Raw genomic sequence first — 26,582 nt, 5'->3', positions numbered from 1 at the left:
AACTCCCTTCTATAATTAATTCATATTGTTGAATTAGTTATATATTTATTGTAAGCATTTTCATTATAAAAGCAATAATTTTTCAATTATTTTTTTTGAAAGTAGCTATTAGTTTTTGATATTTATCTTTGCCTACTCTAATATTCCGAATTCGCCGCTCGCAAAGATAGCATAAAAGAATACCAATTAATAAAAATGCACAAATTAAATACACAGAACTCATATTAGATAAAAAAGGGAATAATTGGTCTTTTAGCGGTGAAAATGCACAGCAGACTAAACCGGCATTGACCCCGATTTGAAGCCAAAAATAATACCTGGTAGCAGGAACATCCCGCTTCCGATTGTGCATTTTAGTTAGCTGCTCGATAGCGGCAATTGCTGCTAAGATTGTCATTATTCCTGAAATAATAATTCCTAGCCACCTCTGGTATTGAGTTAAAACTAATAACCAGAAAAGGTTAGTAAATAAAAAAATTATCACGATATAACGGAGCATTAAATAGCGACTAAAATACAAGTATTTAATACTGTCTGCTTTTTTCTTTTCGGCAACGCTCTTTGATTGAAATTTATTCAACATTCTTTATTCCCCTAACACTTATGCATATATTATTTCATTATATCCCTAATATCTTAATTAAAGCTAGCCGAGATTAACTTGCTTGACTAAACTTATTTGGTATAAAATAGATCTGTTAGCGCTATCAGCATAATACAATAAAAAGGAGATAACAATGTACTCAGCAAAAATGCCAGACGGCTTTTTATGGGGTGGTGCAGTTGCTGCCCACCAGTTAGAAGGAGCTTGGAATGTTGACGGAAAAGGCATGTCAGTTGCCGATGTCATGACTGTCGGTTCAGCCACTAAACCACGTGAAATTACTGACGGTGTCATTGAAGGGAAAAACTATCCTAACCACAGTGCAATTGATTTTTATCATCACTACAAAGAAGATATTAAATTAATGGCTGAAATGGGCTTTAAGGCATTTAGAACCTCAATTGCCTGGACGAGAATTTTTCCTAACGGCGATGACGAACAGCCAAATGAAGCGGGTTTGAAATTCTACGATGATTTATTTGCTACCTGTCATCATTATGGCATCGAACCAGTAATTACTTTGTCGCACTTTGAAATCCCATTTAATTTAGTCAAAAAATATCATGGGTTTACTAACCGTAAACTGATTGACTTCTTTGTCCGGTTTGCGACTGTTTGTTTTAAGCGCTATAAGGACAGTGTCAAATACTGGATGACTTTTAACGAAATCGACAATCAAGCAGCATACACTGAAGACTTCTTAATGGCCACTAACTCCGGCATTATTCTCAACGGGTTAACAGATAAAGAAAAAGAAGCTGCTATGTACCAAGCTGCACACTACGAACTAGTTGCTTCAGCCTTGGCAGTCAAAATTGGTCATAAAATTAATCCTGACTTCCAAATCGGTTGTATGATCAATTACTCACCAGTTCGTCCGCTTACCCCGTCTTCAGATGATGTTCTGCTGGCCGACAAATTTGAGCAAAGACGTGATTGGTTCTCAGATGTTCACGTTTTTGGTGAATATCCAAAAGAAGTTGAGGCATACATCGAGCGTAATGGCTACAGACCCGATATTACTGATGAAGATCGTGTAGTTCTAAAAGAAGGAACAGTTGATTACGTTGGTTTTAGTTATTACCAATCAACCACTGTTTCTGCCGAAAAAGTTAAGCCTGATGAATTAAATGACTTATCCAAGGCTATTGCTAAAAACCCGACGCTAGAACGCAGTGATTGGGGTTGGGAAATCGATCCTGAAGGTTTACGAATTTCTTTGAATCATTTGACCGACCGCTATCATGTACCACTATTTATTGTTGAAAATGGTTTGGGTGCTTATGATAAGGTCGAAAAAGATGGCTCAATTCATGATGATTATCGTGTCGACTACATGAGAAAGCACATTTCAGAAATGGAAAAAGCAGTTGAACTTGATGGCGTAGATTTAATGGGCTACCTTCCTTGGGGACCAATTGATCTTGTATCCGCTGGAACAGGCCAAATGGATAAACGGTATGGTTTTATCTATGTTGATAAAAATGATGCTGGTGAAGGAACATTGAAACGTTCACGCAAGGACTCATTTGACTGGTACAAGAAAGTCATCAATTCAAATGGTGCAGATTTAGCTTAAATTAGAGCTAATTAAAACTAACAAAAAAACGAAGTTACTAACAACTTCGTTTTTTTGTTTCGATCATTATCGCGTAACTGATTGCTTATTTCTTTAAAGTACCAGTTTCGTATAATTTTTCATATAAATCGACCATTTCGCCTGCTAAATCTCTAAAAGTAATTGCATTCATTAAATGATCTTGTGAGTGAACTACTAACAAAGTAACTTTAGTATGTTCACCTTGAGCTTCTTTAGTAAGCATTCCGGTTTGCGAATTATGTGCTTCAGTTAATGAGTCGTCAGATTCTTTCAACTTAGCCCGGGCACCATCGATGTCACCCTTTTTAGCTAACCGAATTGCTTCAAAAGCTAAACTCTTAGCATTACCACCATTGGCAATTAAGCCCATAGCTGATTCTAAAGTTGCTTGTTCTTCTTGTTCAGTAGTTTTGTTTTCTGCCATTATTATCCCCTATGTTAACCGTTAATTAAGTCTTCAGCTTGTTTCAAAACCTGAACACCGTCCATCATGCCATATGCACGCATATCGATTACAGCAAGTGGAATATCCTTGCCGTCTTTACCTTGGCCCTTGACCTTGTTCTTAAAGTCACTTTCCATATAACGAACTTGTGGTCCAAGCAAAACGCAATCTGGATGATCCTGTTCAATATGTTGTTGTGCCTCAGAAGCTGGACAAGCAAAGATATTAGCATCAATGCCCTGGTCCTTCGCTGCTTGCTGCATTTTCGTTACTAACAATGAAGTACTCATTCCAGCGCTACAATTTAACATAATTGTTTGTTCTGCCATAATAGTATGTTCCTCCTAAATGTATCCATAAGATTTATTCTATTATAGCACTTTTAAGTTAGCGCTTTCGATTTAAAACTAAAGATTATTTAAAATATTTTCCGTCTTTTATTTTAAAAGTAAATTGCGTCTCAAATTGGCCTTTAAACTTATAAACTGGCAACTAAAAACATAAGTCCAACAAGAACTAAGAAAACACCGATGAATAAAGCAGCTACCATCGAAATTGGTGCAAACCCAACTTGCCCCTTCGGTTTCTTAAGATTTCTCATATTTTTAATACTTAACAAAAGTTCAACGACACCTAAAACCAAAAGAATAATTCCTGCTATCATCACAACATAATTTCCTTTAAGTAGCGTGGATAAATTTTCAGTCAATAACATCTTTATACCTCACAATCGTAAAAAATTATAGTCTTCCTAACGTTTATGATAGCACTTTCTTTTAGCTTTAACATAAATTACAATGAAAAATAAATGAATTTTTAGTAGCTGCGGTTATTTCAGAAAAATAATTGAAAAAAGCCTGACACTCCTGTTCCCAAAAGGGCAAAGCCAAAGAAAAAGGCAAATACAACTGCAATCAATGAAAATGCATTGTTAGTTCCCTTAGTAAAGATTGTTTTGGCGTATTTAACACTGTAAATTAATTCGATTACACCCAAAACAATGACGGCAATACAAACAACACGATCAATTACTGGATTAATTAGACTCATTTTTTTGCCTCAAACAAATCAAATAACAAAATATTCTTATGCGAATATAATAGCACGATTTCCCCAAAATAGAACAAATAGCAAAAAATTCTGGGAAAAATCAGCTTTTTCTTTAGGGCAAGCCAAGAATGGTAGTTTTTCACAATATGATACGTAAAATTACACCTAATTACCTTTAACGTAACTTTTCTGCTAGTAAACCGAATTTGAAATAGTACGCTAACATTACTAAACATTATTTAAAAATAAAATTGACAAATCAAACTTCAAAAATTAGAATTTAATAAATTATTAATCTTGCTTTTTAACTAAAATGGAGGTCTAACATGCAAGGATTAACAGCAAAAGACTTATTAAACTTAACAAATGCAGGAGGTTTGAAGACACAAGGCAATAATAGTATTTTCCAAACTGCTGATCCTAATTTTGATGATTTGGATAAATATCAGTGGTCACTTGTTAAGCAAAATGGTAAAGACGGCTTATCTACTATTTTAACTACCGACACTTATCCGGCTTTTGTCTTTGATCAAGAACCGAACGTGTATTTTACAACGGTAAATGATAAGCAAAAGACGCAATTATTTAAATTAAACACTGATACCCGAGATTTGACCTTGGTTCATGAATTTGAAAAGCGAAGTTTGGCAGTTCAAGAAGTAATACAAGAAAAGCAATTACTCTTATCAGGTACGACATTTTTAACAGAAACTGATGGTGATTTACCCTGGCACGAAGTAACTGAAGTACCTTATTGGACCAACGCTGAGGGAAATGTAAATGGTAAACGACACCAACTTTTTATTTTTGATTTAAAAAGCAAAGAGTTGCATTCATTAGTACCAAAAGATTTTGAAGTCAGCAATTTTTGGTACCAAGATGGCCACCTGTTCTTGAGCGGTGCGCAATATCAAAATCATCAACCATTTCAAAAAGGTCTCTATGAATATGATTTTACTGAAAAAAAGCTGCAAGAATTGCTTAAGCCTGAAACTTGGTCTATAAGTGCAGTGGCGTTATTAAATGATGAATTATATCTAGCAGCCACCGATAATAAAAAATATGGCATTGAAGAGAACCCTAATTTTTATCATTTGCTTAAAGATACTCATGAAATGCAGCTCGTGCAAGAATGGGATCATAACTTATCCAATATTGTCATCCATGACATGGAAGTAGTACCAGGCAAAACCACTTTTGTCCACGATAACAAACTTTATTTTGTTGCTACAATTGCGACTCATAATGAAATTTATACGTTTGACGGTGAAAAAACAGAACTAGTTGGCAAGTGGAATGGCTCAATTACTTCCTTAGCCTTTCAAGGCGATCATTTACAATTTATCGCAAATAGTCCACAAAGTCCGCAGCAACTCTACCAATTGGAAAAAGATGGACAGGTCAAACAACTTAGTCATTTTAACGAATTTTTGAAAGACAGATATGTGGCAAAGCCAAAGCAAATTGATTATAAGGATCATAATGGCGATTGGCGTTATGGCTGGGTACTTTATCCGCTGAATTACCAAGAAGGTAACAAATATCCGGCTATTCTAGAAGTTCATGGTGGTCCCCGCGCTACTTATGGCGATGGCTTTTTCCATGAAATGCAAATGCTGGCTAGTGCTGGTTATTTTGTCTTCTTTACCAATATCATCGGTTCTGAAGGTTGGGGAGATGAATATGGTGACGTGCGCGGTAAATATGGCACTGTGGACTATGATGATTTAATGTTATTTACCGATGAAGTCTTAAAGCAAGTTCCAGAGATAAACGAAGAAAAGCTTGGATTAGCAGGCGGCAGTTATGGTGGGTTTATGACTAATTGGGTTATTGGTCATACTCACCGCTTTAGTGCTGCCGTCAGCATGCGCAGCATTGCTTCTTGGACAGCAATGTACATCTCAGATATTGGTCCTGAATTCGTAAACGATCAAATGGCCACAGATGATTTACATTCTGACGATATTGATAAGCTTTGGTTCCACTCGCCTCTTCGCTATGTCAATAATGTGACTACTCCTACGTTATTCTTACATTCAGATCATGATTTTCGCTGTCCAATTCCTGATGCTTATCAAATGTTCCAAGCATTGAAATTACGTAATGTCCCAACTAAATTAGTGGTCTTTCAAGGTTCTAATCATGACTTATCAAGGAAAGGTGCTCCTAACAGACGGATTAAGAGATTAGAAGAAACGTTGAACTGGTTTGATAAATATCTAAAGTAAAAATTTTGCATATTTAGTGTTATAAAAAATGCATCTCTAAGGATAAAAAATAATCCTTAAGGGACGCATTTTTCTTTGCTATTATTTGCTGCCAACTAAATGAACTTGATGATAAAATCGCTTTTTCAGCATTTGCCTGTAATTGCTAAAATTTGGTTAAACACAATACCTTGTAGCAATTTCCAAAACCATGTCTTGCTTAGATAATTTTGCCATCAAAATACGACCCCAAATTTACCTTAACTTCGGGGTCGTATCAATCTACCTTATTCTTTAGTTAAAATTCCTCATCTTCATCCTTAGCCGGTGTAGGCTGAAAATGATAAATACCGCTTTTACCGGCTTCTAGAATCATTTTTATCAGGTCATCAAGCGGCAGCTGATCACGATTAAGCAATAATTCTAACAGCATTGGGATATTAACTCCGGTAACAATTTCAATTGCCGGATTTTTTTCCAGTATTCGAACTAACGTATTAAATGGTGTTCCACCTTTTAAGTCAGTTAAGCAAATAACTTTACCAGAAAGAGCAGTGATTTTTTGCTCCAATTCTTGCTCTAGTTGATCAAGCGACTCACCGTCTGTAAACTTGACTGTTTGGCAATTTTTTTGCTGGCCACAAATCATTTCTGCCGATTTCAGCAATTCCTGTCCAGCACTGCCATGTGTACAAATTAAAACTCCAACCATTAGTATTTTTCCGCTCCTAATAGTCTAACGCACGATAATAACGTCTAATGTCCATTGGGTGCCGGTTAATGTGTTCAATGTGGACATCAATCCGATTATTAATTGCATGGAAAACAAATGGTGACAGAGTCCCACGATATTTCTCTGAAAAGCCAGGGAGGTCATAATCTTTAGCATCGATAATAGTGTAATTACCACAAATCTCTGGTAAAAACTTAGCAACCCGTTCACTGAGTGGTCTTTGAGAATCTTCTCCAACATAAACGGTAACTGGTGTATCACGATCAACTATTTCGAACATGCCATGGAAGAATTCGGCTGCTTCAACGGCACGTGTTCTAAGCCAATGTTGCTCTTCCCAATAGCACATTGCGTATGAGTATGTTGCGCCCCATTGATTACCCGCACCAACGAAGTAATGAATCTCATCATCGTGATGCTTTAAAGCAAAGTCCTTAGCAAAGTCGTCTGCTTTAACTCCAATTTCGGCAATATCCTCAGCAAAATGTTTATCCATTTCTTCATAAAATTCATCATAGTCCGGAAATTCACCGTTCAAGTACATTAGACGATCCCCAACCATAAAGAACTTCAATTGCTCGTTTTCTGGATAAGAAATGCAATAAGTTAGATCTGCTGCCAATTTAGCCTTAGGATCATCCATAAAGCCTAAAATTGTGGCGCCTACCTCGTTTAATTTCTTAACTGCGTCAACCATTTCCTTAGTATTACCCGTTACTGAAGAAATAACAACTAGCGTTTTATCGGTAATGCGCTTATTGCCAGTCACGATATATTCAGCGGCATTTTGGTAAAAAGTTTCAAGAGCACTTTTTTCTTTCATATGAATGTTAGCTTGCATCCCTGAAGCATAAGTACCACCAATACCTAACCAGCAGATGTTTGTAATTCCTTTTTTAAATAATGGATCAATGATTTCATTAATCTTGCCTCTTAATTCGAGTGCTCCATTCATACTAGTAATTAATTTTTGTTTATCAAATTTACGCATTTTTTATTCCTCACTATTATTGTTGTTTTACTTATATTTTTGACGCTGTAATCTGATCAAAATCAGGATAAGCCGAATGTTCTAAGTCATTACCCTTTTCCTGTGATAGCCGATATGCTAGCAGATGAACAGGCACAGTCATAAATAATGCCGTTAGCAATTCATCCGTTTTCACTTTCAGATCCAAGTCATTTTCTTGTTCATTAGCCGCTTCATTGGCATAGATGGTATAAACATGGTCTACGTGCTGGCGTAAGAATTTTTTCAACCGCTCTTCGCGTTCCTGTAATTTACCATTAGGCTCTAGAAAGATAATAAAATCCTCACGCATTAGTCCTAAATACGGACCATGCATGTATTCTTCTAGCTCCTTACCCCAAGAGCTAATCCGAACAGCTTCGGTCGTCTTTGTTTCACCTTCACGACTAACACCATATGCGGAGCCATAACCAATAAATTGCAATCTCTTTGCCTTATTAAATTGAGGTAAGTTTTTACCAACCCAAGCTGAAGAACGCTTAATAACCTCGGGCAGCTGGTGGATTACATTGTTAATCTGGGTAAAAATCTGGTCAAATTGATCAGCCGAAATTCTTCCTTTGTTTTTAGCAATCGTCAGCGAAATTAACATTAGATCCAGAATTTCCACACTGTAGCCGGCACTAACATATGGCATTTCTTCAACCGGCATCCCCATCATTAAGAGATTTTGGCTCACTTGTGCCACCGGGCTATCAGCTTCACTAGTAAGGGTATAAACCCGCTGGTTTAACTCTTGCAATCGCTGAACCAGCTTAACTACTGAGTAACTGTGCCCACCTTGAGAAATTGCGATGCAAAGCGTGCCTTGCTTAACATTCAACAAATAGTTTTCTGCAATTGACGGCTCCTCAATTTGCACCGGCATTCCTAACACCTTACTCATAAAAGGCAAAGCGCCATATGCCGCATTCGAGCTTGAGCCGGTAGCATAGATTGTGACACTATCAATTTGTGCTATTTCTGAAGCTGTAAAATACTTACCAAACAGTTGTTGATAATTAGCTAACACATCTTGATAATACGCAGGTTCTAAGTGCACATAATCTTCAATACTTTTCACTTAAATAACTCCCTAATCAACTTAGCCTAATAGTCCTGACCAAGCACCAAAAATACCAATGGCAGCAATCAACAGCAAAATATACTGTGATTTCCAACCTTTACGATCTAACCAGAAGATAAAGAAGGTAAAGAGTAATGGCAGAATACCAGGAACAATTCCATCACAAATCTTTTGAACGGTTGTTGCCTCTGCACCACTACCAATCTTTAACGGCATTTTGAGTGTGACCATTGTCGCCACCATCGCGCCGACAACCGCTAAGCCTAAGACCGAAGCACCATAGGTCAGTTTATCCATTAAACCGGTTTTTTGAACCTTATCGATAAACGATGAACCAACATTGTAGCCAACAAATAGGCCATAGTAACGTGCTAATAAAGCGGGGATATTGAATATCAGTAAAAAGAGAATTGGACCAAGAATATTTCCTTGCAAGGCTAGCGAAGTTCCGATTCCCGTTGCAATAACACGCAATGTGCCCCAAAAGAAGGAATCTCCGATTCCACTTAATGGCCCCATCAATGCAACTTTAATGTTGTTGATCGAAGCGGCATCAAAGTCAGGGTCAAGTTCATTTTGCTCTTCCATGGCAATCGAAATTCCTAATGGAAAAGTGCTGAGCCAAGGTGTTACATTATAAAATTCAAGGTGCCGTTGATAAGCTGCCTTTAATTTTTCCTTGTTTTTACCGTAAATCTTACGCAAGGCTGGAACCATTGAATAAGCGTAACCTAAGTTCATTTGACGCTCATAATTCCAAGCCCATTCCATCGTAAACGAGCGCCAGAAGGTTTTCATTAAGTCCTTTCTGGTGAGCAGCTTAGAATTCTTCATCTTCATAATCAATGCCTCCATCATCAGTATTTTCTTTTCCACTATTTGAACTTGTCGCTGCATTAACCATTGGCTCACCCTTAAAAGCTGAATAGCCGGTTAAAATAAGGGCTAAGCAAGCACCGAAGATGGCAACGCCAGTAACGGAAATCTTAAGGTAAACTGCTAAAGCAAAGCCAATAATAAAGAAAGTGGCATTTTTCTTGTTAATCATCATCTTCATTAACAAGGCAAAACCATATGCTGGCAGCAAACCTGTGGCAATTCCTAACCCATTAATAATAAATTGCGGTATTACTGCTAAGATCCCTTTAATTACTGGACTACCCAACACATAGGAAATGCCAACAACAAGCCCGATTGGCAAGTTAACGGAGAAAAAGCCGCCGAGGACATTCATCCGACTCACTCCGCTACCGTCACTTTGCTCGGCATATTTATCAGCACGGTGAACGAAGTACGGCAAAATAAAGATAAAGCATAAATTCTTAATTACTAAAACTAATGAGGCGATTGGAATCCCCAGTGTCAAAGCAACTGCCGTACTCTTACCAGCTTCAATGGCAAATGCCGTTCCTAAAACACTCCCGGAGATTATTTCTGGTGGAATCGCAGCGCCAATAGAAAAGGAACCAACAAAAGCCAGCTCAAGAGTAGCCCCCATTATTATTCCTTGGTGCAGGTTTCCCAGCACTAAACCGGTCAACGTACATGTAACCAGTGGCCTAGATAGCATTGATGAGCCTAAGAAATACTCACCATTTCCCAACATTGCAATTAATGCCAAAATAATTGCAGTCAAATATACATTCATAACTTAGCTCCCACACTTTATTTATGAAATTCTTGTTTATCATCGCTTGGAACCTGCTGGATCCAAACCTCAACACCATCATTTTGTAATTCCGTCAGCTCATCGGCTTCTTCCGAAGTCAAGTTGATGGTTTTGGAATAATTTTTAGTATCTGTTCTAGGCTTGGTGCCACCAAGGTTTAAGCCGGTGATCTTATCTCCAGTGCCTTTAATCAATTTAAAAGCATCTGCAACTGATTCCACTACGATCAGCATTTTATATTTATCAGTTACACCAGAATTAATTGCTTTAATACTGTCATCCACTGATTTCATGACCAACTTTGAATTTTCCGGTTTTGCCAGTCTAATCGCTGATTTACGAAAATCATCATGCGCCACATCATCATTTACGACAAAAATGGTATTAACGTCCAAACTATTAAACCAGGAAACAGCGACTTGACCATGAACCAGCCGGTGATCTACCCTTACAAGCTTAATCATTTTCTATTCCTCCATTAATTAAAATCGATTGAGTACTTAGTTGTTAAAGCATCTTGCAGCCGGTACTCAACAGCTACAATTTTGCTATCATTAGTTGAAAAAAGATTGGTCGTCTTAAAAACAGGACCTTGTTTGTTAATCCCCAGCTGCTTGCTGACCTCATCGGTTGCTTTAATTAACTGAAAATCCTGAAACAGGTTTTCCGGTCGCTCTTTGCCTGCAGCAACAGCTTCAATAATTGAGGTTACTTTTAAGCAACTGGGATCAAAATCAGGAAATAATGCTAACGGAAGTAGCAGCTTTTCCCAAGCCAACTGATTCTTAATCAGGGTAATAAATGAAATATAGTATAAAAGTTCATTAGAACTAATCTTAAAAATGTCGGCATAATACGGACCAACTAATCTTAAATAACTATCTTTAAATTTTATCATATCTGATGAGTCTAAATATGGTGGTTTAATAACACCAGTCATTTCCAAGATATTCTGCTTTGAAATGGTTGGTGCAACGAATAATCCACTACCCTTTTTGCGAACCACTTTTTTGGCCGCCACTAACTGATCAACAGCCTTCCTAATCGTGGTTCGGCTTACTTGGTAGAATTGCTGCAATTCGGCTTCGGTTGGCAAACTGCTTCCTGGAGCATAAATACCAGCAGCAATTTTTGCATCCAAGTCAGTATAAATTTCTTTAAAAAGCACTATTCTTCCTCGCGGTAATCATAAATATTGTTAGCAATAAAATGATATTTAAAACTGCTACCAATCAAATATTGGGTGGTTGCTTCCAGTGGTTCATCACTTTCTAAATAATTAAAACTATTGACACAGTATAATGGCGTATCTTGTGCGATCTTTAAGACTTCACTAATATTTTCATCAGCTAAAAAGCAGCTGATATTCTCTCTTCCGTATGCCGGTTTGAGCTGATAACGCTTCTGTAAGAATTCATACAAAGGCTTATTGGTAAAATCAACTTTTGCAAGGTCAGCAAACTTTTCGGCAGCAAGGTAAACAATTTCATAGGTCAACGGAATACCAGACTTGAGCCTTATTCGGCTAATTTTAATTACCTGCTTAACTGAGGTGCCAAAGAAAGCCTGTAATCTCCTAGGTGTGGCAATAATTTGCGTTGCCACATGTTTGATTGCAACAGACTGGTCTTTTAACTCCGCAGTCATTGACTCCATTCCTAGCATGTTAATGTCTATCTTCGCGTTAGCAACCACCCCAGCTCGTTCCTTTACTACAACCTGATCTTCACTTTTCAGTCTATCCAGCGCGTGCAAAACGGCGTTGCGACTAACGTTTAAGTTGTCTGCTACCTCTCTTTGCGCCGGTAAAGTTGGTTTTTCTAATTTAAATTGAATTAAGTCCTGTAAATATTCTTGTGCTTGTGTAGCAGCAGTTCTTTCTTTATATTCCATTTTGCTTTTTGGTTCTCTTTTTAAAATAAATGTATTTTTTTGAAAAGAAATATGGTCAAAAAATGCATTAAAGCCGGCCTTTTTCTAAAATTAAATGATAAATCATCATTTTTCGGTACCAAAGTAATAGTAATCGCTTTCATTAATAGAGTCAATACTTTATTAAAACAAAATTAGCTAATTTATCTAAAAGGAAACAAAAAAGCATTATTTACGCGTGATAACGCAAATAATGCTCTGTTCAATTTTTTAACTAGCCACTTTAACTACTGAAATATTTTAAACTTAATAATCTAATAAACGGTAGTAACGCCTAGTTTTGGCCGATTTTCCTGTTTTTACCGCATACATCTTAAACATTGTATCAAAGTAGTGATTTAAAGCATATGCTTCAACATATGTCCTAAGATCTTCATCAAATTCCGCTAAGTCAAACTCTTTGACATCAACTATTAACGGATCTTTTGCAAACTTAGTAACAAAGTCCACCACCCGCAAATCTTCTTTTCGATTTGCATTGCTATTAACTACAACACTTACAGGCTGGTTATTATCAATTAATTCAAAAGGACCATGGAAAAACTCACCGGAATTAATTGCTTGGGCCTTAATATGTTGAATCTCTTCGAGTAAATAATTGGCAAAACAGCACACTTCTCCCCAAACGGTTCCAGAACCGACCCACATCTGCATTTTGGTGATATCAGTATTGTTAACATGATTTAATGTTGCAGGAACCAGGTCCGCAATCCCAGCAGCAACTTTTGCACCCATTTCTGCTAGCTGTGACTTTTGCATTTTTAGCTGGTTCAAGCTGGCTTCTTGCGTAAAATTACTGATAAACCAACCTAATTCAAGAAGATTAGCATCTGTATCAATTGACTTAATCCGATAATCAACGACCCTGGTTTTTTCCAGGTGACTATTTTCATCGCCAATAAAACTGATAATGGTACATTGCGGTTTTTCTTTTTTAATTTGCTCAAGGGCAGCAACTAATTCTGTTGTTTCCCCGGTTTTAGTACCAGCCACAATTAAACTATCTTCCGTTACTTCAGCGGCATACATCTTTACCAGTTCGTCTGGCGCAGCAATCATAAAGGGAATTGGTAATTTCTTAAACATCATTGGGCGTAAATCGACAAACTTGGTGTATGAGCCCCCACAACCAGTAAAGAAAATATTTTTAAATTTTTTCTGTCTTAATTCAGATAGAATTTGATCAACGTGATCCAACTCATCCACTGCAGCCTGATAATTATTTAAAAAATCTGTTTGATCAAAGTACATTTATTTATCCTTTCATTTTTTATGGTTTTAAGAAGCCACAAAATGTTCCTAAAATACTAATTGCTAGAATTGCTAATAATAGCCACATCATTTTGGCATGCTTTTTCTTTAACAGCCAAGCAATGAAAAAGGTAACCGCTAGCGGTAGTAAATCCGGCATGATTGAATTTAACAGCGATTGAATTGTTGCCGGATTTTTGCCACCACTCAATTGAACCGGCAGATTTATTACGACCATTGAGGCAACCATTGCTCCAATTACCGTATTGCCCAAGATATTAATAGCGTAGGTAATTGAATTCATTAAACCTGAAGCCATTTTATCAACAAAATTGGTCCCCAATTTATAGCCCCACATTGTGCCGTAATAACGGACCAGTAAGTTGGGCAGATTATAAATGAGAATAAATAATATTGGTCCTAAAATACTGCCTTTCTGTGCCAGTGAAACTCCGATTCCACTGGCGATAATTCTCAAGCTGCCCCAGAAAATCGAATCGCCAATACCGGATAAAGGTCCCATTAAGCCAGTTTTCATCGTATTAATTGAGCTGGGATCAAATTCGGGATCATTGGCATTTTTTTCTTCCATTGAGGCGAGTACACCAGCAATAAACGGCGAGGTGGCCGAGGTACAATTAAAAAATTCCAGATGGCGCTTAATTGCATTTTTGCGGTCTTCCTTTTTGTCATAGAGCTTATTGATAATGCCAGTCATTGTGTATGCAAAGCCCATACTCATCATTCGCTCATAGTTAAAAGAGGCCTCCATTGGCATGCTTCGCCAAAAAATACCATTTAAGTCCTTTTTAGTTAGTTTCTTTTCTTCCTTTTTGATTGAATTGGTATTATTAAAAGTCATCTTCTTGCACCTCTGTCTCCTTAGCAGCACTCGCACCATTATTTTGATGAATCTCTTCAAGGATTAGATACATCATGCCAGCAAAAATCGCACCTATAATTGAGGCGGCAATCATATCAAGTTTCAAATATGCCGCACAGACGAAACCAATAAAGAAAAATGGTGCAACTTTTTTAGAAAAAGTCATATTAATTAACATGGCAAAACCCACGGCTGGTAAGATCTCAGTGGCCACGGTAATCCCATCAATCAAAAACTTGGGAATTAGTTTGACAAATGCACCGACCAGATTACTACCTAAGGCAAAAGAAATTGTTGTTACTAAGGCCATCATAATAATTCGCGTAAACGAGGCCCACAAATGCATATTACCAGCTTTTGAAACTTCACCTTTGTCGGCATAATCATCAGCTTTATGCGCCATTGCCGGAAAAATCACAACATATAGCAGGTTTTTAATGAGTAAGCCTAAGGTAGCAATCGGTAAAACCAAGGTTAAGGCCACACTGACTCCATAGCCATTTTTTAAAGCTAGCGCCGTTGCCAAAATGCCTCCAATAATTTCATCAGGAGGAACCGTTGCCCCAACACCCATCAAACCTAGAAACGCTAATTCTAAAGTAGCGCCGATAATCAGGCCTTGTTGGACGTTATTAAAAATTAGGCCAATAAATAAACAAGTTACAATTGGTCGCCCAATAAACGATGAACCTAAAAAATCTTGCATGTTAGCAATTAAAGCGACCAAAAATATTCCAATAATTTGTAAAGCCATACTTATTGCCTCCAACTATTTAATTAATGATGAAAATTCAATATCCGAATCGCCTGGTGCCTGTTTAACTAGCACTTGCACGCCCTTATCTTCGAGTTCAGTTAGTTGCTTAATCTCTTTTTTAGTAACGTAAACAGACTTAGCAATATTAATTGCCCCGTCTTTGTCATTTGCCAAGCCTAGGTCAACTACCTTAATCTCTGGGACCTGCATTGCTAGCCGATAGGCATCCGCAATTGTTTCAACCACGATGAAGACACGGTATTTATCGGTTACTCCACTAGCTATCGCTTTGGCTGAGTCTTCAATTGTTTTGAAAATCAACTTAGCATTGTCGGGCTTTGCCAGTTGAAATGTTTTCTTCCGAAAGACGTCATTTGCTACTTCGTCATTAGCAATCAAAATGGCATTGGCTGATAAGTTGTTTGTCCAAGCAAATGCAACTTGACCATGAAGTAAGCGGTAATCAATTCTCGTCATAGTTATCATTTTTCAATCTCCCTTTCATTAAAATTCGTCCTCTTCCGCAGTGTCAGAAAATTCAACTACCTGCAATCCTTTTTGACCAACCGCAATTAAAGCGGGTAATTTTTTGCGCACTGTTGCAAGTTCAACTTTTTGATTAGCAATAAAATTAACTAGCTCAATTACGAAAGGTAAATTCATCCCTGCAACAAGCAAGTAATTAGGATTCTTTTCTGCTTTTCGCATTAATTGACTATTAACTGATCCCCCAAGTAAATCAGTTACAAAAATTATTTGCTGTTCAGCAATTGGTGCAACTACTTTTTCAAATTGGTCGCTAAAATCATCTTCACCATTTACATAGGCGGTAAGATAATGCAGCTTTTCCTGCTTCCCCATAATGAGTGAAACTGTTTCATACATTCCTTTGGCCAAGTTGGAATGACTTGCCAAGACTACTTCCATAACTTTTCCTCCCTTTCTGTTGTCTACAAAACTTAATTTAATCCCCGAAACTTTTTTAGGCAATATAAAAAGGAACCGCTTTCTAAAGTAATTCCTTTTTTGCGACCAATATTGCGACCATTTACCGTTTGACGTTGATTTTATAGCTTATAAAGTCTGGGTTGTACCATGACTTCGTATATTCAACCATTTCATTTTTGGCTGTAAAACCACGGTATTCCAAAAATAGCAAATACGCATATTTGGCTTGGTCTAAATGAATATTTTCGACAACAAATTCGTTATCATCTAGTGGGCGCGTTTCTATTTCAGTCTGAAAATTGACTGGCTTGTGATTTTGATAGTCCATGTAATCATAGAGGGACATTTTACTGAAATCATAGCGATGAGCATCTTCAAAAAGACGAAACGGAATATACGATTTCTGCACGGCAATAACGGTGCTATTAACTGACCTAGTTCGACATAATTCATAAAAAGCACTGTCTTGGTTGGCAAATACCTGCGCCAGTTCTGGATCATCATAAATTAATTTAAAAGACTCTACCCGGTTAACGGCCTGACGCTGATTTATTTTCATAATCTGGGTAAATGAATTCGGTGAATCGTCCCCAATTTCAAAAGCGTTATTAAGTGCCCCCTTAACCAAATAAGTGCCGTCACCACGGCGCTTTTCTAGAATATTATCCTCAACTAAAGAGTTAATAGCATTTTTTATCGTCGCCCTGGTATAGCCAAGTTCTTCAGCTAAGATTCGTTCATTCCAAATCTTGGCATTAGGCTTAAATTGACCAGTAGAAATTAAATTTAAAATTTGTTTTTTAGCATCTTGGTATAAAAATGAGCTCATCTTTTATCTCTTTTGTAATTTAAAATAGCCGGGTAGCATGGCATTTTCTTCATATCTAATTATTTCTTGGTCTTTGCTTTTAAAAAATGCCTTTCGCAGCAAGACTTGTTGTTCTGGCTCTTTATGATGATGCATAAGTAGTTTCTTTTCATCATTACTAGGCCAAGTTAGCATAATATCATTATCAACTTTATCTACCTGCTGCTTTTGGTCTATCCAGGCTTCAACATCATGAAGTTGAGGTGGGAAAACTCCTGTCTGGGGAATTAGTGACGTAATTATTTCAATTACTTTTTCATTTTTGGCAACAGTAAAAATTCGTTTACGCAATTGCGGAACATTTTTCTGAAAAATTGTATTATAAAAATTCGAACCTGCTAGCACTTGATCAGAAAAAAGCACAACTTCCAATTGCTTATTTTTATTCTGGTTTTCAACGGGTGTTAAATATTTTTTTAAATCAATTATTTCCAATTCTTTTCTCCCATCAATTAAAAACCACTTATTACACAGTTAAAAATTTAATTCAAAATGCAGTTTACCACCATTTAGCCCCAGTACCAATGCTTATTTTAAGGGTTAACTTTTTAGAAATAAAAAAATCTCCCGTTACAAAATACTTGATGCAACAGAAGATTTTTTAAAATTAATTTTAGGCTTGCGCATTATTAACCAAATTTTTTTGATATTTAGCTAGTAAGCAAACACACCCAATAACAAGGGCTAAAATTCCACTAACTGAAAAAACATTTAACCCCATATTTTTAACTAAACTTGTCAACGGATTAATTACAAACGGACTGATTACGCCTCCGACAGAATAAATCGCCACATAGATTCCTAACGCCATTGAAACACTATTATCAGCAACAGAGATTGAAATCAAATAGGGAAATTGTCCCATTGCAATGCTCATAGCAGCTCCTACCAAAAAGCTGCCAACAAAGACAATTAACAAAGAATGAAAGACGCCGATCAGTAAATACGCCAACCCATAGATAAAAAAGGAAAGTGCAATTGAAGAGTATTTAAACCTTTTGCCAATTAAGCCGCATAACATGCCACCAATCAGGGAAATGGTTGAAGTAAAAGCAGCTTGCGTAGTGGCGCCGAGATGTTCATGAACAACAAATAATGAAATATTATTATTGAGGACATTATTAAGCAGCATGGTTAAAAAGGCCCATAAAGCACTGTAAAAAACATATTTGTTAAGCACGATTTTGGTGCTTAGCCCATCAGCTTGATTTTGCTCAAGCACTTTAGGTCTAAACGGAAGTAATACTAAAACAACTAACAGAATCAATAATGAAAATAGGTAAATCCAATAATTATTGACCCAACTATTCATTGAGGCAAGCTGGCCACCTCCCATAATAAAGACAACACCGCCGATATTGATAAAAGTGGTCGATAATCCCATTGTTGACTCGCGTTCTTTTTTAGGCAAAATTTGTGAGATTAGGACTTGCGTTAAGTTTGTACAGGCACCTTGACCTAATCCGACTAAGCAAGAACAAAAGACCAAAAAAGCAAAGTTAGTATGAAATGCTAGTGGTAGCAAACCGCCGATAGTTACTAATAATATCGCTAAAAGCGTTAGGTTTTTCAGGTTAAACCTGCTGGCAGTCAATTTGCCAATGATAATTCCGGCCAACATCATAAATAAATTCGGCAGTGAAGTTAGCATTTGCACACCAGTATTAGTTAGAGAAAAAGTTCGCGCAATTGCGGCATACGATGGCGTAATTGCTAAGGCAGCCATCCCCATCATACTAACAGCTAATACACCAATTCTTGTTTTTGAAACGGAGACTTTTTCTTGCTTATCCATTAGTCAGCCTGCTTTTTGCAATAGTGCTCATAACCGCATTTCGTCCGGAAAAGACTGCATAACCAGCAGTGCTGCCAGGAAGCGTAACCGCATATGTGTCACCCACCAGCATGCCAGCGGCGTCATTACCTGCAGCATATAATCCGGGCAAAGGATAACCATAACTATTAAGGACAGCGCTGTCGTTATCAACACGGATTCCGCCAATTGCACAGGCCATACCAATTCCTAGTTCTACGGCATAAAATGGCCCAGCTGTAATTGGCGTCAGGTACTCTTTAGCCTTGCCAAAATCCGTATCGCGGCCTTGAGTCGTCAATTCATTATAGTGGGCAATTGTTTGGGCTAAACATGGTAAGTTGAGCTTTTGTCCTAGTTCCGTAATCGAGGCTGCCTTAGTCAAATACTTTTCGTGATTTGCTAAGTCTCGTTCGATTTCACTAGTTAGGTTAGCAAATTTAGCTGGAGAAACAGGCGAATTACCAACTTCCTTATAAAGACCCACATTAGTCAAATGATCAATTGCCATTTGGTCTAAAATTGAAAACGTCCGTGATTGGGTCAAAAGGGCACTTCCGGCGTGACACATATTGTCGTTAACATCCTCATTAATAAATCGGTTCCCCTGTTCATTTACCCATAAGATGGCTTCCTGGGTTGCAGCGGCAGCTAGTTGTGCTGGCATATGAACATAGGCGGGACGTGTTTTATCTAAAATAGCACCACCACCATACTGGATTGCACCCATTTGATAGTGATCCGCGCCAGCTTGCCAAGCCAAGCGAAGTCCATCCCCAGTGGATTTACCATCACTAACTGAAAGCAAGCGTGTAGTGTTAGGGATCCTTTTTTTAACTAATTCCGGATTATCAACATAACCACCCGTAGCTAAAATAACGTTTGAGGTTGCAACTTCTCTGTACTGCCCGGTTGCCTCATTTTTTAAAAGCAAGCCGGTCACGTGACCATTGCGTTGTATAACTCGCTGGGCACTGATACTGTTAACAATTTCGACCCCATATGAGGTGGCTTTTTGCTGTAAAATTTCAACTACCGCGTGCCCACCGCCGGCAAAAGTATGAATAGTTGGCCAGCTTTTACCCTGCGGACCCACCTTGCTAAAGTTAACTCCTAAAGAATGCAGCCAATCAATAATTTTGCCACTAGCTGAAAGATATTTGCGTAAATGTAGGGCATTGGCCTCATAATGAGAATAATTCAATTCGTCTTGTAGCAACTCACCAGCATCAATCGCGATGTTTTGCTCTTTTTGCAAATAACTATCGATACCCATTGCACCTTCAACGTAATTACCATCGCCGCCAAGTGTTCGCCCTTTTTCGAGCACCAACGTTGTCAAATTACTTTCTCCGGCACTAACGGCAGCAGCGAGTCCCGCAAGACCGCCTCCCACAATGACCAAATCATAGTTTGTTTTTTTAGGAAACATTACTAACGCCTCCTTACTTCAAGCCGACAGAAACACCGCCATCACTTAAAATGGTTTGGCCTGTCATAAAGGTTGCTTGACTAGCAACGAAAACGAAGACTTTGGCAACTTCTGCAGCAGTTTCTGCCCTTTTCATTGGAACAGTTGGTAGAATTTTATCCAAAAAGCCACCTTCATTTAGTGGTGTTTTGGTTAAGCCCGGTGCTACACTGTTTACCCGAATATTCTTATCCGCATAATCAATTGCCGCTGCTTGCGTCATACCAATGATGCCGTTTTTAGCAGCATTATACGCGCCCATTCCACCCGGGTTATAAACACTTCCGAGTGCACTGGTGTTAACAATTGAGCCATAGCCTTGTTTCAAAAACAATTTAATTTCTTCACGCATGCATAAAAAGGTTCCGCGCAAATCTAAGTTCACAGTTTTGTCAAAATCTTCATCTGTCAATTCAGCAAATGGTTTTAGCACGCCACCGCCGGCATTGTTCATCACATAATCAATCTTACCGTAGTCGGTAATAATTTCTTGCAGACCCTGTTTGATACTAGCTGTGTCCATAACATTTAAAACCAAGCCCTTAATTTTACCGGCGTACTGTTCGTTGAGTTTAGCAGCAACTTTAGTTACCTCTGGATTGTAGTCGGTCAACACAACATCGCTTTTTTGCTTAGCAAATTCTTCACTAATCGCAAAACCAATTCCTTGCGCAGCACCAGTAACAACAGCAACTTTTCCTTCTAACATCGTAAAAAACCTCCTAATTCAAACTTTTGATTGCTTCTTGTGCGGCAATCCACCCCGAAACGAATGCAAAACCATTTGCAATTCCTTCATAACTTGGATAACCATCCGAATATAATCCATTCGCATTATTACCAACGACGTAAATGTCTCTAATTGGCGAACCATCTTCTCTCACCGGTTGACAATTACGGTCCACATTTACACCATCTAAAGTTCCCAGAATGGCACAATGCTCACAAATAGCATAAAACGGGCCTTGAGTAACCGTGAATAACAGTTCTGCAGCTGGTTTTAAAAAGGTCTTATCCTGCTTTTGCTCAACTGCGTCGTTATATTTTGCAATACTCTTATCAAGCGCTTTTTGCGGCAAGCCCAGTTTTTGAGCTAACTCTTCTAACGTGCCTGCCTTCACCACTTCGCCCGTTTTGACAGCATTGTCAAAGTCTTGCTGAATATTTGGCAAAGGCCCAACAGTTGTTTTTGGCGTTTGACCAACATCACAAAATTGGCGTTCGAATGTATCTTCCAGTCCTACTGTAGTCTTTTTAAAGGTATCAATTGTTGCTTGATCAACAATAACGTAATATTTGCCATTCACATTATGGGCAGCATTTCCCCACATAGCAAAATCGTAAACAACATCTTCGTTTACAAACCGGTTAGCTGTCTGATCAAGCCATAACAAAGGCAAGTTGGTCAATGCCTCGACAGAACTTTCCCGTCTCATCGGATTGATTGTTCGACTAGGCGCACAACCATGAGCAAACAGCACCGGATTATGGCGCGTGTCTGCACCAAGTGCTTGCGCAATTCTGATTCCCGTTCCGTCCGACTTGCGCTCACCTAAATTCAGAAATTCGGCTGCATCGGAATATTTTTGCTCAAGCATCATTTGGTTACCGCAGTAACCACCATCCGCAAAAATAACTTTTTCAGTTTTAATGGTAATTTTTTGCCCGTCTTTAGTTTGCGCAATGACTGCCGTTAAGCCGTTATCATATTCAACATCAACAGCTGCCGTCTCAAGTAAAACCTTGTTTCCAGCTGCGGTGAACAATGCGGGCAACTTATCCCAATTGGCCATTTTTTCGTTAAAATTATTAAATTTATGGTACACAAGCGGATCATCCAGATGCGCCTTTTGCTCACTTTGCTCAACGGTTACTGGCAACCCCATCTCGCTTAGACGGTCAATATTTGCCCCCGACTTTTGTAAAAAGCGACTGAGTAATTCGCCGTTAACAAAATAGTGATTATAATTGGTCAGACCGTTAAAGGCATCGCGATAGCCATATTTTACGTGTCGCTTATTTTGCTCCTGTGAATTAATGGCAAAAACACCATGGGCACCAAACTTTCCGGCACCCCCAACTTTATCGCCCTTTTCTAATAAAATAAAAGGTACTTTTCGTTGATAAAGTTCAAAGCAAGCTGAGATGCCAGATGAACCAGATGAACCAGAGCCGACAACAACAACTTTAGTTGAAAAAGAATCCAATTGTAACTTCACCCTTTCTCTAGTAATTGTGATTTTGGTTACAATTGAATTCTAAGTCTTTTTATTTGAAGGCGCTAACATCAAAAAATTATCATCAATAACTTAAAGTTGTTACCTTTTGCACCATTTTTTTAACATCGTCAGAGATTGCTGGACTAAGAGCAATCACCACGTTAAACGCCTGCTTTAAGTGCCGCGGTGCAATCCGATTAATATTGTCGCAATACTTCGGCAAAGTAAATGAGTGTGGAACCATAGTCATCCCGCCACCAAAATTTACTTTCAAGCAAGCGGCAGCAAAGCTATTGACTTCCGCAACTGTTCCGTGCCCCCAGTCATCACGATTATAGGCATCTAACATCGCCGTTTGAATATCCATTATTCCAGTTGTCTTCCAATTTTGCATATAAAGCGTGCAATTTTGCGCTAAATCTTTTATTTCTCCGTGAAATTGTTCGCATTCTTGCTTGTTAAACAATAAATCGAAGCTAACTTTTTCAAAGGGCCAACTTAAGATTTTAGTATTACCAACAAAAGCCAGTTGGAAGCCAACTAGCAAATCAAAGTTACCGTTGATTAATCGCTTTATCCCTGTAGATAAACTTTCTTCATCAAAACTAATTTCATAAGACGATGGCAATTTAGCAGCAAACTTAGCGGTTTCGTTTTCTAATCCCTGAAAGAAATGAATCCGCAATAATTGGTCAGGATGAGGATCGGGATGACGCCAAATTTCTGTATACAAATCAACAATTTCAACCGCTCTGTGGTAAAATTCCTTTCCCACCGGGGTTAACGATAATTCTCCTGCAGACCGATTCAACAACTTTTGGCCTAATTCACTTTCAAGTTTTTTAATTGCTGAACTAACGGCAGTTTCAGAAACATAATTTCTTTTAGCCGCTGAAATAAACCCGTTAGTCTGCACCACATCAATAAAGTATTTGACCGGCATCAAGTTATAATTCATTTTGCTCACCTATTTAATTCAACCAAGTTATTTTCTTCACATCTTCATCATAGAGAAAAAAATGACAGATTAAACCATAAATTTTGGTTTTTTTATGAAGAAAAAGATGTTTTTTACCTTAACCGTTGGTAATTCAAGGAAAAGTAAAGTAAAATGTTATTTGATAAAAAGGAGTGTCTCAATGTCTAAACTTGAAAAACCCGTTGTGATAGGAATTACCGGTGGTTCAGGCAGCGGTAAAACTACCATCGCTCACAAAATTGTTGACCAAATGCAGGAAAATGAACACGTCTTAATTATGACGCAAGATTCATATTACAAAGATAATACTGGTATTCCGATGAACATCAGACAGAATATCAATTATGACCACCCTGATGCTTTTGATATTCCACTTTTAGAGGAGCAATTAAATCGGTTATTACAATACGAGCCAATTGAAATGCCCGTTTACGACTTCAAAGAACACACAAGAAGCAAAGAAACTATCCATATCGAGCCTGCCGATATTATTATTCTTGAAGGAATATTAGTACTGGCAAGTGAAGAGATTCGTAATTTAATGGATATTAAAGTTTACGTTGATACGGATGATGATATTCGTTTTATCAGACGATTAGAGCGTGACATTAAGGAACGGGGTAGATCGATTGATTCGGTCATTGAACAATATTTAGATACAGTTAAGCCAATGTATCACCAATTTATTGAACCAACCAAACGCTATGCAGACATTATCATCCCTGAAGGCGGCGAAAATAATGTTGCCATCGACATGCTTACCACTAAGGTACACTCTGTTTTAAGCGAAAATATTAGATAAAAAACTGATAAACCAAATTAGCATCAAAAAAACGCCAAATTCTAGCTTTAGAATTTGGCGTTTTCTTATTCATTTTAATCATTTGCCAGCCGCTTAATTACTTCAGCATAATCTGGATATTGTTTTAACAAATCTTGTTTGTGGGGCATTTCAAAATCATGATAGTCAAAGCCGGGAGAAACCATGCAGCTAACCAGACAAAAACTATCTGGCTCCGTGACTTCTGAGGCAAAGATGGTGTTTTTTGGCACCTTAAATTGCAAGACTTCTCCTTGATCAATTCTTTTACCTAATTTAACTGCATAATAATGACCATCTGGAGCAATACAGTGGATTGTAATCGCCGTGCCGTCATGATAATACCATAGTTCATCATGGTTTAAGCGGTGAAAATGGGAACAGCTCTGATCATCAAGTAAGAAATAAATTGAAGTGTAGTAAAATCTATCTGCTTGACTATCCTGACTAAAGAACTGCTCATCACTAGTATATATTTGACGGAACCAGCCTCCTTCTTGGTGAGGCTCAAGGTTCAAACTTTTAATATAATCTTCTCGGTTCATAATTTTTGCTCTCTCCACGCTCAATTAGTCAACTTCATTAAGTTAAACCAAGTAATTCTTTTGCATTTGCTCTTTAAAATCTTGTGGCAGTTTCAAGCCGTCAGTAAAGTAGTGATCAAAATCACCGTAATGCTTTTTAACGGTTGAAAAGTATCTTTCCAGGTATTGGCGTTCAACAGTTAACGCAATTGCTACATCGTTAAGGTTATTAGGATCCATCTTATCTTTTAAGTATTCTAATATTTCGTCGTTAGCTTTTTTACGAGCAGAAATTGTTTTTAAGTAGTCAGTAAAAATCTGCTCCTCACTAACATCCAAGCTCTTTAAAATTAAGGCTGCAGCTACCCCTGTTCGGTCCTTACCGGCAAAGCAATGAAAGGCAACTGGAACTGGATCAGTCATTAACGTTAGCAAAAAGTCGTGATAGCCTTGCTTAGCAGATTCTGCCAATGCTAATTCTTCATAGGTTTTCAGCATGTCCTGTTCAACATGGCTGTTGGCCGAAACGATTTCATCAACACTAGCCTGATTTGTGCCAGTATCTTTTAGCACATCAATTATTTCATAATCTAATTCTGACCAAAGATAGTCTGGATATTCTTGTCTCTCCTCATCACCGCGAAAATCAACCAGTCGCTTTATTTTGTAGTAGTTCTGAACACGATCTTTTTGTTCGTCGGTTAAATCAAATAGTTGACCACAACGAAAAAGTAGCCCTTCTTTAACCTTTCTTCCATCCGAACTAACATAGCCACCTAATGAACGCCAATTTGTTATCTCTGTAGTCATAATTCTCCTTAAACTTATTATTTATTAAAACTTTTTGGTTTTCATAAAGGAATATTATAATTTTTATTGAATTCTACGTCCATGATTTTCGCAAACTAATTTGTGTTTCTTAGGCTTTTTTATAAAAAAACCGCAAAAAATATTTTGCGGTGCTAATTTTAATTTAAGCAATTTTGGGCTTTAATGCCTGATCAAATAAGTTAGTAATCAATTTTACCAAAACGCCGTCAAAGACAAGCGCAGAGAGTATACAAGTAATAAACATGATAACTTGCAGTTGGATGCTATACTTACTCCAGCCGTACAAAAAATATGTTGGAATAAAACTACCAAGGCCGGCAAAAAAGGCCCCTGTTAGTACGCTTTGCCAAGAAAATGCTTGATACCGACTTTTTTGCGGGAAAAAGCCAATTTCATTAGTTGCACCTTGAATCACACCAGACAAAATTGTTACTGCGCCCCATTGGCCGCCAATAGCCATTTCAACAACTGCTGCCAATGTTTCACCAATTGTTCCTGAACCAACCGTTGGCACGAAATACATCGCTAAGGGAGCTGCCATTAGCCATAATCCAGAAAAAACAGTATCTGTTACCGGAGCAAAGCCGGTCGGAAGCAGTAATAACTTAATTAAATTGTAAGCCCAATTAAATCCATAAGTGTAGATTACTCCCATAATAATTCCAATTAAAGCAATCAGGATAATTGCTTTAACGTTCCATTTTGATGATCTTGTAAACATAAAAATACTCCTAACTAACATTCTAAGTCAGTAGGAGTACTCTAATATACTTAATAACACTTCCCTAGCGCAGGTATTGTCCTGTTCAGGTTCGGAGGGTATTTCTCAGCTAAATGTGGCACCCCTAGTGACTTTCTTATCTTTTTGCCTATTATAAC

At 37.8% G+C, this 26,582-nt stretch carries 31 protein-coding genes and 1 riboswitch; of the genes, 3 read left to right on the top strand and 28 right to left on the bottom strand.

The window, feature by feature from the left end; translation table 11 throughout:
• Window positions 1-82 precede the first annotated feature (82 nt).
• A complete protein-coding gene (locus tag J3U69_RS00360) occupies window positions 83-583 on the bottom strand; it encodes a PTS cellobiose transporter subunit IIA (protein WP_103751972.1) in 501 nt (166 codons plus the stop codon).
• Window positions 584-737: 154 nt separating this feature from the next.
• Here J3U69_RS00360 and J3U69_RS00355 point away from each other — a divergent pair, with 154 nt between their 5' ends.
• Window positions 738-2,183, top strand: coding sequence for a 6-phospho-beta-glucosidase (locus J3U69_RS00355; RefSeq protein ID WP_103751971.1), 1,446 nt, complete (start codon window positions 738-740; stop codon window positions 2,181-2,183).
• 85 nt (window positions 2,184-2,268) lie between these two features.
• Here the strand turns inward: J3U69_RS00355 and J3U69_RS00350 are convergent, their stop codons facing one another.
• The 4 genes from J3U69_RS00350 to J3U69_RS00335 form a co-directional block, all read right to left on the bottom strand.
• Entirely contained in the window at window positions 2,269-2,628 is a 360-nt protein-coding gene (locus J3U69_RS00350) for a PTS lactose/cellobiose transporter subunit IIA (protein ID WP_103751970.1), read from the bottom strand.
• Between the two features lie 14 nt (window positions 2,629-2,642).
• Complete coding sequence (locus tag J3U69_RS00345) at window positions 2,643-2,978, bottom strand: PTS sugar transporter subunit IIB (RefSeq protein WP_103751969.1); 336 nt, start codon at window positions 2,976-2,978, stop codon at window positions 2,643-2,645.
• 149 nt (window positions 2,979-3,127) lie between these two features.
• Window positions 3,128-3,364, bottom strand: a complete 237-nt coding sequence (locus J3U69_RS00340) for a hypothetical protein (RefSeq protein WP_220220833.1) — start codon at window positions 3,362-3,364, stop codon at window positions 3,128-3,130.
• A gap of 119 nt (window positions 3,365-3,483) precedes the next feature.
• Window positions 3,484-3,699, bottom strand: a complete 216-nt coding sequence (locus J3U69_RS00335) for a hypothetical protein (protein ID WP_103751967.1) — start codon at window positions 3,697-3,699, stop codon at window positions 3,484-3,486.
• 326 nt (window positions 3,700-4,025) lie between these two features.
• On the opposite strand from J3U69_RS00335, the gene J3U69_RS00330 reads away from it, so the two are divergent.
• The gene (locus J3U69_RS00330) at window positions 4,026-5,930 is read left to right on the top strand and encodes an alpha/beta hydrolase family protein (RefSeq protein ID WP_267412673.1); all 1,905 of its coding nucleotides are present in this window, start codon (window positions 4,026-4,028) and stop codon (window positions 5,928-5,930) included.
• A gap of 277 nt (window positions 5,931-6,207) precedes the next feature.
• Here the strand turns inward: J3U69_RS00330 and J3U69_RS00325 are convergent, their stop codons facing one another.
• From J3U69_RS00325 to J3U69_RS00230, 20 genes are all read right to left on the bottom strand, one after another.
• Window positions 6,208-6,621 carry a PTS sugar transporter subunit IIA gene (locus J3U69_RS00325; protein WP_267412672.1) on the bottom strand — a complete coding sequence of 138 codons (414 nt, stop codon included), beginning with the start codon at window positions 6,619-6,621 and terminating at the stop codon, window positions 6,208-6,210.
• A gap of 16 nt (window positions 6,622-6,637) precedes the next feature.
• Entirely contained in the window at window positions 6,638-7,633 is a 996-nt protein-coding gene (locus tag J3U69_RS00320) for an SIS domain-containing protein (protein ID WP_103751964.1), read from the bottom strand.
• A gap of 31 nt (window positions 7,634-7,664) precedes the next feature.
• On the bottom strand, window positions 7,665-8,735 hold the full coding sequence (locus J3U69_RS00315; protein WP_267412671.1) for an SIS domain-containing protein: 1,071 nt from the start codon (window positions 8,733-8,735) through the stop codon (window positions 7,665-7,667).
• A gap of 21 nt (window positions 8,736-8,756) precedes the next feature.
• The gene (locus J3U69_RS00310) at window positions 8,757-9,578 is read right to left on the bottom strand and encodes a PTS system mannose/fructose/sorbose family transporter subunit IID (RefSeq protein ID WP_103751962.1); all 822 of its coding nucleotides are present in this window, start codon (window positions 9,576-9,578) and stop codon (window positions 8,757-8,759) included.
• Window positions 9,559-10,386, bottom strand: coding sequence for a PTS mannose/fructose/sorbose/N-acetylgalactosamine transporter subunit IIC (locus tag J3U69_RS00305; protein ID WP_103751961.1), 828 nt, complete (start codon window positions 10,384-10,386; stop codon window positions 9,559-9,561). Before J3U69_RS00305 ends, J3U69_RS00310 begins: the two co-directional genes overlap by 20 nt.
• A gap of 17 nt (window positions 10,387-10,403) precedes the next feature.
• Complete coding sequence (locus J3U69_RS00300; RefSeq protein ID WP_103751960.1) at window positions 10,404-10,871, bottom strand: PTS sugar transporter subunit IIB; 468 nt, start codon at window positions 10,869-10,871, stop codon at window positions 10,404-10,406.
• 14 nt (window positions 10,872-10,885) lie between these two features.
• The gene (locus J3U69_RS00295) at window positions 10,886-11,575 is read right to left on the bottom strand and encodes a GntR family transcriptional regulator (RefSeq protein ID WP_244986842.1); all 690 of its coding nucleotides are present in this window, start codon (window positions 11,573-11,575) and stop codon (window positions 10,886-10,888) included.
• Window positions 11,575-12,300, bottom strand: a complete 726-nt coding sequence (locus J3U69_RS00290; RefSeq protein WP_267412668.1) for a GntR family transcriptional regulator — start codon at window positions 12,298-12,300, stop codon at window positions 11,575-11,577. The genes J3U69_RS00295 and J3U69_RS00290 overlap by 1 nt, the downstream gene beginning before the upstream one ends.
• Window positions 12,301-12,585: 285 nt before the next feature.
• Window positions 12,586-13,590 (bottom strand): SIS domain-containing protein, encoded by a 1,005-nt coding sequence (locus J3U69_RS00285; RefSeq protein WP_267412666.1) that lies wholly within the window; start codon window positions 13,588-13,590, stop codon window positions 12,586-12,588.
• A gap of 19 nt (window positions 13,591-13,609) precedes the next feature.
• A complete protein-coding gene (locus tag J3U69_RS00280; protein WP_267412665.1) occupies window positions 13,610-14,452 on the bottom strand; it encodes a PTS system mannose/fructose/sorbose family transporter subunit IID in 843 nt (280 codons plus the stop codon).
• Window positions 14,442-15,227 (bottom strand): PTS mannose/fructose/sorbose/N-acetylgalactosamine transporter subunit IIC, encoded by a 786-nt coding sequence (locus tag J3U69_RS00275; RefSeq protein ID WP_220232830.1) that lies wholly within the window; start codon window positions 15,225-15,227, stop codon window positions 14,442-14,444. The genes J3U69_RS00280 and J3U69_RS00275 overlap by 11 nt, the downstream gene beginning before the upstream one ends.
• Before the next feature lie 15 nt (window positions 15,228-15,242).
• On the bottom strand, window positions 15,243-15,716 hold the full coding sequence (locus J3U69_RS00270; RefSeq protein WP_267412664.1) for a PTS sugar transporter subunit IIB: 474 nt from the start codon (window positions 15,714-15,716) through the stop codon (window positions 15,243-15,245).
• 18 nt (window positions 15,717-15,734) lie between these two features.
• Window positions 15,735-16,157: a PTS sugar transporter subunit IIA gene (locus tag J3U69_RS00265; RefSeq protein ID WP_220232828.1), complete on the bottom strand. Its 423-nt coding sequence runs from the start codon at window positions 16,155-16,157 to the stop codon at window positions 15,735-15,737.
• A 121-nt stretch (window positions 16,158-16,278) separates the two neighbouring features.
• Window positions 16,279-17,007, bottom strand: a complete 729-nt coding sequence (locus tag J3U69_RS00260; protein WP_267412663.1) for a GntR family transcriptional regulator — start codon at window positions 17,005-17,007, stop codon at window positions 16,279-16,281.
• A gap of 3 nt (window positions 17,008-17,010) precedes the next feature.
• Window positions 17,011-17,481 carry a hypothetical protein gene (locus J3U69_RS00255; RefSeq protein ID WP_267412662.1) on the bottom strand — a complete coding sequence of 157 codons (471 nt, stop codon included), beginning with the start codon at window positions 17,479-17,481 and terminating at the stop codon, window positions 17,011-17,013.
• Between the two features lie 178 nt (window positions 17,482-17,659).
• Window positions 17,660-18,841: an MFS transporter gene (locus J3U69_RS00250; protein WP_267412660.1), complete on the bottom strand. Its 1,182-nt coding sequence runs from the start codon at window positions 18,839-18,841 to the stop codon at window positions 17,660-17,662.
• Window positions 18,834-20,291 carry an FAD-dependent oxidoreductase gene (locus tag J3U69_RS00245; protein WP_267412659.1) on the bottom strand — a complete coding sequence of 486 codons (1,458 nt, stop codon included), beginning with the start codon at window positions 20,289-20,291 and terminating at the stop codon, window positions 18,834-18,836. Before J3U69_RS00245 ends, J3U69_RS00250 begins: the two co-directional genes overlap by 8 nt.
• A 13-nt stretch (window positions 20,292-20,304) precedes the next feature.
• The gene (locus J3U69_RS00240; protein ID WP_220220819.1) at window positions 20,305-21,039 is read right to left on the bottom strand and encodes an SDR family NAD(P)-dependent oxidoreductase; all 735 of its coding nucleotides are present in this window, start codon (window positions 21,037-21,039) and stop codon (window positions 20,305-20,307) included.
• 13 nt (window positions 21,040-21,052) lie between these two features.
• Window positions 21,053-22,537, bottom strand: a complete 1,485-nt coding sequence (locus tag J3U69_RS00235) for an FAD-binding protein (RefSeq protein ID WP_267412658.1) — start codon at window positions 22,535-22,537, stop codon at window positions 21,053-21,055.
• 94 nt (window positions 22,538-22,631) lie between these two features.
• A complete protein-coding gene (locus J3U69_RS00230) occupies window positions 22,632-23,507 on the bottom strand; it encodes a LysR family transcriptional regulator (protein WP_267412657.1) in 876 nt (291 codons plus the stop codon).
• Between the two features lie 181 nt (window positions 23,508-23,688).
• Between J3U69_RS00230 and udk the strand changes: the two genes are divergently transcribed.
• Window positions 23,689-24,330, top strand: coding sequence for a uridine kinase (gene udk, locus J3U69_RS00225; RefSeq protein ID WP_103751957.1), 642 nt, complete (start codon window positions 23,689-23,691; stop codon window positions 24,328-24,330).
• Between the two features lie 74 nt (window positions 24,331-24,404).
• Here udk and J3U69_RS00220 read toward each other — a convergent pair whose 3' ends face one another.
• The 3 genes from J3U69_RS00220 to J3U69_RS00210 form a co-directional block, all read right to left on the bottom strand.
• On the bottom strand, window positions 24,405-24,893 hold the full coding sequence (locus tag J3U69_RS00220) for a cupin domain-containing protein (protein WP_267412656.1): 489 nt from the start codon (window positions 24,891-24,893) through the stop codon (window positions 24,405-24,407).
• Window positions 24,894-24,935: 42 nt separating this feature from the next.
• Window positions 24,936-25,682: a tyrosine-protein phosphatase gene (locus J3U69_RS00215; protein ID WP_267412654.1), complete on the bottom strand. Its 747-nt coding sequence runs from the start codon at window positions 25,680-25,682 to the stop codon at window positions 24,936-24,938.
• A gap of 163 nt (window positions 25,683-25,845) precedes the next feature.
• The gene (locus J3U69_RS00210; protein WP_103751954.1) at window positions 25,846-26,424 is read right to left on the bottom strand and encodes an ECF transporter S component; all 579 of its coding nucleotides are present in this window, start codon (window positions 26,422-26,424) and stop codon (window positions 25,846-25,848) included.
• A 44-nt stretch (window positions 26,425-26,468) separates the two neighbouring features.
• Window positions 26,469-26,560, bottom strand: a riboswitch (TPP riboswitch).
• Window positions 26,561-26,582 lie beyond the last annotated feature (22 nt).

Origin of the sequence: Lactobacillus sp. B4026, from assembly GCF_026535825.1 — a bacterium.
GTDB classification, from domain to species: Bacteria; Bacillota; Bacilli; order Lactobacillales; family Lactobacillaceae; genus Lactobacillus; species Lactobacillus panisapium.
This window is presented reverse-complemented; position numbering and strand designations above follow the sequence as displayed.

Coding starts and splice junctions, on each gene's coding strand:
- J3U69_RS00220 (WP_267412656.1), bottom strand. CDS start 24,893: ATGAACCGAGAAGATTATATTAAAAGTTTGAACCTTGAGCCTCACCAA.
- J3U69_RS00290 (WP_267412668.1), bottom strand. CDS start 12,300: ATGGAATATAAAGAAAGAACTGCTGCTACACAAGCACAAGAATATTTA.
- J3U69_RS00250 (WP_267412660.1), bottom strand. CDS start 18,841: ATGGATAAGCAAGAAAAAGTCTCCGTTTCAAAAACAAGAATTGGTGTA.
- J3U69_RS00320 (WP_103751964.1), bottom strand. CDS start 7,633: ATGCGTAAATTTGATAAACAAAAATTAATTACTAGTATGAATGGAGCA.
- J3U69_RS00215 (WP_267412654.1), bottom strand. CDS start 25,682: ATGACTACAGAGATAACAAATTGGCGTTCATTAGGTGGCTATGTTAGT.
- J3U69_RS00350 (WP_103751970.1), bottom strand. CDS start 2,628: ATGGCAGAAAACAAAACTACTGAACAAGAAGAACAAGCAACTTTAGAA.
- J3U69_RS00230 (WP_267412657.1), bottom strand. CDS start 23,507: ATGAATTATAACTTGATGCCGGTCAAATACTTTATTGATGTGGTGCAG.
- udk (WP_103751957.1), top strand. CDS start 23,689: ATGTCTAAACTTGAAAAACCCGTTGTGATAGGAATTACCGGTGGTTCA.
- J3U69_RS00340 (WP_220220833.1), bottom strand. CDS start 3,364: ATGTTATTGACTGAAAATTTATCCACGCTACTTAAAGGAAATTATGTT.
- J3U69_RS00360 (WP_103751972.1), bottom strand. CDS start 583: ATGTTGAATAAATTTCAATCAAAGAGCGTTGCCGAAAAGAAAAAAGCA.
- J3U69_RS00345 (WP_103751969.1), bottom strand. CDS start 2,978: ATGGCAGAACAAACAATTATGTTAAATTGTAGCGCTGGAATGAGTACT.
- J3U69_RS00325 (WP_267412672.1), bottom strand. CDS start 6,621: ATGGTTGGAGTTTTAATTTGTACACATGGCAGTGCTGGACAGGAATTG.
- J3U69_RS00355 (WP_103751971.1), top strand. CDS start 738: ATGTACTCAGCAAAAATGCCAGACGGCTTTTTATGGGGTGGTGCAGTT.
- J3U69_RS00270 (WP_267412664.1), bottom strand. CDS start 15,716: ATGATAACTATGACGAGAATTGATTACCGCTTACTTCATGGTCAAGTT.
- J3U69_RS00330 (WP_267412673.1), top strand. CDS start 4,026: ATGCAAGGATTAACAGCAAAAGACTTATTAAACTTAACAAATGCAGGA.
- J3U69_RS00280 (WP_267412665.1), bottom strand. CDS start 14,452: ATGACTTTTAATAATACCAATTCAATCAAAAAGGAAGAAAAGAAACTA.
- J3U69_RS00305 (WP_103751961.1), bottom strand. CDS start 10,386: ATGAATGTATATTTGACTGCAATTATTTTGGCATTAATTGCAATGTTG.
- J3U69_RS00285 (WP_267412666.1), bottom strand. CDS start 13,590: ATGTACTTTGATCAAACAGATTTTTTAAATAATTATCAGGCTGCAGTG.
- J3U69_RS00265 (WP_220232828.1), bottom strand. CDS start 16,157: ATGGAAGTAGTCTTGGCAAGTCATTCCAACTTGGCCAAAGGAATGTAT.
- J3U69_RS00210 (WP_103751954.1), bottom strand. CDS start 26,424: ATGTTTACAAGATCATCAAAATGGAACGTTAAAGCAATTATCCTGATT.
- J3U69_RS00240 (WP_220220819.1), bottom strand. CDS start 21,039: ATGTTAGAAGGAAAAGTTGCTGTTGTTACTGGTGCTGCGCAAGGAATT.
- J3U69_RS00275 (WP_220232830.1), bottom strand. CDS start 15,227: ATGGCTTTACAAATTATTGGAATATTTTTGGTCGCTTTAATTGCTAAC.
- J3U69_RS00245 (WP_267412659.1), bottom strand. CDS start 20,291: ATGTTTCCTAAAAAAACAAACTATGATTTGGTCATTGTGGGAGGCGGT.
- J3U69_RS00300 (WP_103751960.1), bottom strand. CDS start 10,871: ATGATTAAGCTTGTAAGGGTAGATCACCGGCTGGTTCATGGTCAAGTC.
- J3U69_RS00260 (WP_267412663.1), bottom strand. CDS start 17,007: ATGAGCTCATTTTTATACCAAGATGCTAAAAAACAAATTTTAAATTTA.
- J3U69_RS00310 (WP_103751962.1), bottom strand. CDS start 9,578: ATGAAGATGAAGAATTCTAAGCTGCTCACCAGAAAGGACTTAATGAAA.
- J3U69_RS00335 (WP_103751967.1), bottom strand. CDS start 3,699: ATGAGTCTAATTAATCCAGTAATTGATCGTGTTGTTTGTATTGCCGTC.